A 3,823-nucleotide genomic window follows, 5' to 3' on the forward strand; every position below is an offset into this window, starting at 1 on the left:
GAGTACGCCGGGCCACCGTTGATCCCCATGCTGATGCTGGCGGCCGTGGGGGTGAGGTCCAGGATCATGCCGCGGTGCCCGCGGTAGAAGCGGGGTTTGAACTGCTCTGACATTCGGTTGTCCCTTCTGTGTCAGGCCTTTTCAGGCGGCCTGTTCGTCTTCGTCGGTCTCGTCGTCGTGGTGGAGCTGGACGACGTTGGACGGGTCGGGGGTGCAGGTGCGGACGAGTTCGGTGATGTCCTCGTTGGTGGCGTATCCGGCGCGGACCCGGACGGGGCGTCGGGAGTATTTGTCGACGCGGAACCCGATGCCGGCGTGCTCGTCGTCGGCGGGGATCTCATCGGCCAGGGCCCCGCGCTGTCGCATGCCCTCTCCGAGGACCATGTCCGCGTGGTTCTCCGCGGAGGTGCGCAGGCACACGCGGCTGGTGAACAGGTCCCGGACGGGGACGATGTCCTTGGTGGGTTCCTGCACGTAGGCGCAGAGCCCGAACCCCGGTGCGCGGCCCTGTGTCATGACCTCTGCCATGAGCTTGATCGCTGCCCGGGTGGTGCCGGAGCTTCCGAGGGCGGTCATCATGGCCAGCTCGTCGATCATCAGCAGGTGGAACGGGGTTTCGCGGCTGACGGTGAAGTTCCGCAGACCCTCAGCTGCTAGGTAGCGTTGGGTGGCCTTCATGTCGTCGCGGAAGGCCTCGATGACCTCCAGGCCCTTGTCGGGGTCGTCGGCATAGCGGTTGAAGAAGCCCGAGTCCCGGTGGCTCCCGGCGGTCATGCCGCCCTTGAGGTCCAGGAAGTCGACCTTGACCAGGCCCTCGCGGATCGCCGGGCCCATCGCCAGAAGCGGGTTCCAGATCAGCGAGTCCTTGCCCGAACCGGTCGCACCGCAGACCAGGAGGTGTTTGCCGCCGATGAGGGGTTCGGTCCAGTCGTTGCCGTGCTCGTCCTCGCCCATGTAGATCGCGGAGAGGTCCACGTCGGCGGCGTCGGCGGGGATCTCGGCGGGGGCCACGATGTCGGTGAAGGGGTTGCCGCGGACCACGGTCAGCGCGATCACGCCGGGCTTGACCTTGGTGACCCCGAGCGCGTCAGCCCGCAGCGCCATCGCCAGCTCGTCCTGGGCGTCTTGGAACCGCTTGAACGACTGCCCGCGAAGCGGTCGGATGTAGAGGGTGTCGATCGACGGGGATGCCGAGCGGACCCGCAGCAGGCGGGGGACCTCGACGTGGCCGGTGCGGCGGTTCTCCCGCCCGAACTCGCAGTCGATCATCAGCCCGCGCCAGCGTCTGCCGATGTAGCGGACCCAGCGTTGCCGGAACGCCCTCATCCACGGCGCGGCGTGGCGGTCGAAGGTGCCCGGGTGGCCTCGGTACCAGGACAGACCCGCCGCGCCGACCCCGGCCAGCACACCGGCGGTGGTGACCGGGCCGAACTCGACCATGCTCGTGCCCAGCACAGCCGGGGCGGTGGTCATGGCGGGGTGGCGGGCCATCCACCCGGCCGCGCGCCACTCGATTCCCTTGCGACGAGAGTCCTTGCCCATCATTGATCAACTCCTGAAATGCCTTCAGCGGACATAAAGAAGGGGCTCGGCTACCGGATCTGGCAGCCGAGCCCCTGCGGGTGTGGTGCGGTCGCGCCCTACGAGGCCTTGATGTAGGGGGCGACGTCTTCGAGATCGACCTTGTAGTTCGCGACCTGACGGGCGAGTTCGTCGTGCTCCTTCTTGAACCCGGCCGTCCGGACCTGGAGTCCGGCCATCGCGTCGCGGAGCTTGGTCATGGCCTTGTCGATGTCCTCGATCACGGCATCGACCTGGAATTTGCGCGCCATCCTCAGACCCTCCATCCGCGCGAAACGAGTTCCTTCTCCCACGTGACCGTGGAGTTGTGCAGCGCGTTGAGCTGCTCGACGGCCTTGCTGTGTGCGGCCTCCACCTCTTCGCGGGAGGGCACCTGCCAACCGACACCCTCGTGCGAAGGCTCAACGATCTTCTTGTGAAGCGTCGCGGCCTCGGTCAGCGCGATCCGCACCACCTCCAAAGCGTTGTGCAACTCCTGGTACTTGTTCATTGCGCGCTTGTTCAGCGACTGCACCTGCACTACTGATCACTCCCTTCTCGATCGAACCTGATTCAGGCGTGCTCGTCCTCGCCTGCATCCATCAGTGCTTTCTCAAACTGGAACTGGGCGCGCTGCACGGAATCCATGAGGCTCATGAACTCCCGCGTAGCCGGGATTGCCGCCGTGGAATCGGTCGAGACGAAACCCGATTCCAGCCGCCACAACCGGCCAATGCACGCGCCCGTTGCTCGGATCACCTCCTCGTAGTCAGCCATTGCTCTCCTTCTTGTCCAGCGCATCTAGGCGGTGCTCGGCCCAGCGCTGTATGGCCGTGATCGCCCCGAGCAATTCGTCCCGCAGGACCAGCAGCCGCCAGGAGAAAGGCAGATCGGAAGATGCGGCCACCTCGTTCTCGTAGAAACGTGCCTCGCTTTGCACGTCGGTCAGCAGCGCCCGCAACTTCTCGGTGCCGGAGTAGCTGCCGGATTCATCGCGCAGCACCGCGACCCGGCAGGAGCGGCACGCCGGGTCGTCGGTGAACTGCCCACACAACGGTGAGCACGTCGCCCGGCTCATGCCGCCCGCCATGGCTTGCTCAATGCGGCCCAGCGGGAGGAGGCCTTGCGGGTCCTCTTCGGAACCAGCACCGATCGCGCCGGGCCGGTGTAGCGCCCGTAGCGCACCTGGTGGTTGCCGCCGACGTCCAGCCAGCGGGCGTCAATGAGCTGGTGCACCGCAGCATCCAGGTCCGCGGACACCTTCTCGACCTCATCGCCGGTCGTACGCACGTAGACGTCCTCCCGGAGCTGTCCCACCAGGACGAACCCCTGAGTGGTCGCCTTGCGCAACACCTCCTCGATGAGGTCCATGTCGTTGATCGGCGGGCGCGGGTTCTCCCGCGGCTTGAGCGGCTCGATCGGGTTGCCGAACAGGTCCGTTTCCTCAACCACCGCCGATCACCGCCCCGAACCCATGCAGCCGGAACCGTGGAAATCAACGCCGTTCATCTCATTCACCCCATTCGCTAGCGACTACAGACAATTCATCGATTGCTTCCTCGATCGCAGACTGGGCGAACGGCACTCGCCAGTTCCGCTCGCCCTCCCTGGATCTCGTACGCCGGGCGAACTCATCAAGGCTTTCGCGGACATCCTTGAGCTTTCTCGCCATGGCGTGAATCTCCAGAGCTTCACTAGGCATCGCGAATTCCTTTCTCGTCCGCCTAGCTGTCGTCCGGCTCCAGCCACTGCTCGCCGGTCGTCGGGTCGGTCCGCGCGGTCGGCTTGTACTCGTTCGGCTCAGCCACCGTTGATCACCCCGCCGGTGTCGCGGCGGCAGAACTGGTCGCCGGAGTGCGGGTAAGCCCGGTGGGGGATGTCGCACGCCGGGCAGTACTGCAATCCCAAGGACTGCATAGCAATCACTCCCTTTCGATAGCTGGAAAACCATAAAGACCCCCGGCAATAAATCCGGGGGCCAATATCGCTTTCCCGACGCATAATTCTGCGCCGAAAAAGGCATGGCTCGGCCCACTATGTAGGTCTCAAAGAACAAACAGCCGAAAGGCTTAAAAGAAGAATGAGGAAATGGAAGTCAGATCGTGTGCGGCGAAGCTCAGAAAGCCGGGGTCAGGCCGTTGGCCTTGAACGAGATGCCCGAGGAGAACCGGCCGTTGCGCTCGTTCTGCCACGGGCTCGTGGTCGCGTCGACCAGCTGGACGTAGGTGCCCTCCTCGAAGCCCTCGCCGGGGTCAACGGTCAG

General features: G+C 65.1%; 7 protein-coding genes. All 7 read right to left on the bottom strand.

Annotated features, from left to right (window positions below):
- Nucleotides 1-141: 141 nt before the first annotated feature.
- The 7 genes from ACWCO2_RS36660 to ACWCO2_RS36690 all read right to left on the bottom strand — a co-directional run bounded on the left by ACWCO2_RS36660 (nt 142) and on the right by ACWCO2_RS36690 (nt 3,262).
- Nucleotides 142-1,545 (bottom strand): FtsK/SpoIIIE domain-containing protein, encoded by a 1,404-nt coding sequence (locus ACWCO2_RS36660; RefSeq protein ID WP_450132400.1) that lies wholly within the window; start codon nt 1,543-1,545, stop codon nt 142-144.
- A gap of 95 nt (nt 1,546-1,640) precedes the next feature.
- Nucleotides 1,641-1,832, bottom strand: coding sequence for a hypothetical protein (locus tag ACWCO2_RS36665; RefSeq protein WP_450132366.1), 192 nt, complete (start codon nt 1,830-1,832; stop codon nt 1,641-1,643).
- A 2-nt stretch (nt 1,833-1,834) separates the two neighbouring features.
- Nucleotides 1,835-2,101: a hypothetical protein gene (locus tag ACWCO2_RS36670; protein ID WP_450132401.1), complete on the bottom strand. Its 267-nt coding sequence runs from the start codon at nt 2,099-2,101 to the stop codon at nt 1,835-1,837.
- Nucleotides 2,102-2,133: 32 nt separating this feature from the next.
- On the bottom strand, nt 2,134-2,337 hold the full coding sequence (locus ACWCO2_RS36675) for a hypothetical protein (RefSeq protein ID WP_450132402.1): 204 nt from the start codon (nt 2,335-2,337) through the stop codon (nt 2,134-2,136).
- Nucleotides 2,330-2,638 (bottom strand): hypothetical protein, encoded by a 309-nt coding sequence (locus tag ACWCO2_RS36680; RefSeq protein WP_450132403.1) that lies wholly within the window; start codon nt 2,636-2,638, stop codon nt 2,330-2,332. Before ACWCO2_RS36680 ends, ACWCO2_RS36675 begins: the two co-directional genes overlap by 8 nt.
- Nucleotides 2,635-3,012, bottom strand: a complete 378-nt coding sequence (locus ACWCO2_RS36685) for a hypothetical protein (RefSeq protein WP_450132404.1) — start codon at nt 3,010-3,012, stop codon at nt 2,635-2,637. Before ACWCO2_RS36685 ends, ACWCO2_RS36680 begins: the two co-directional genes overlap by 4 nt.
- 58 nt (nt 3,013-3,070) lie before the next feature.
- Complete coding sequence (locus tag ACWCO2_RS36690; RefSeq protein ID WP_450132405.1) at nt 3,071-3,262, bottom strand: hypothetical protein; 192 nt, start codon at nt 3,260-3,262, stop codon at nt 3,071-3,073.
- Nucleotides 3,263-3,823 lie beyond the last annotated feature (561 nt).

The organism is Saccharopolyspora sp. NPDC002376, assembly GCF_053593195.1.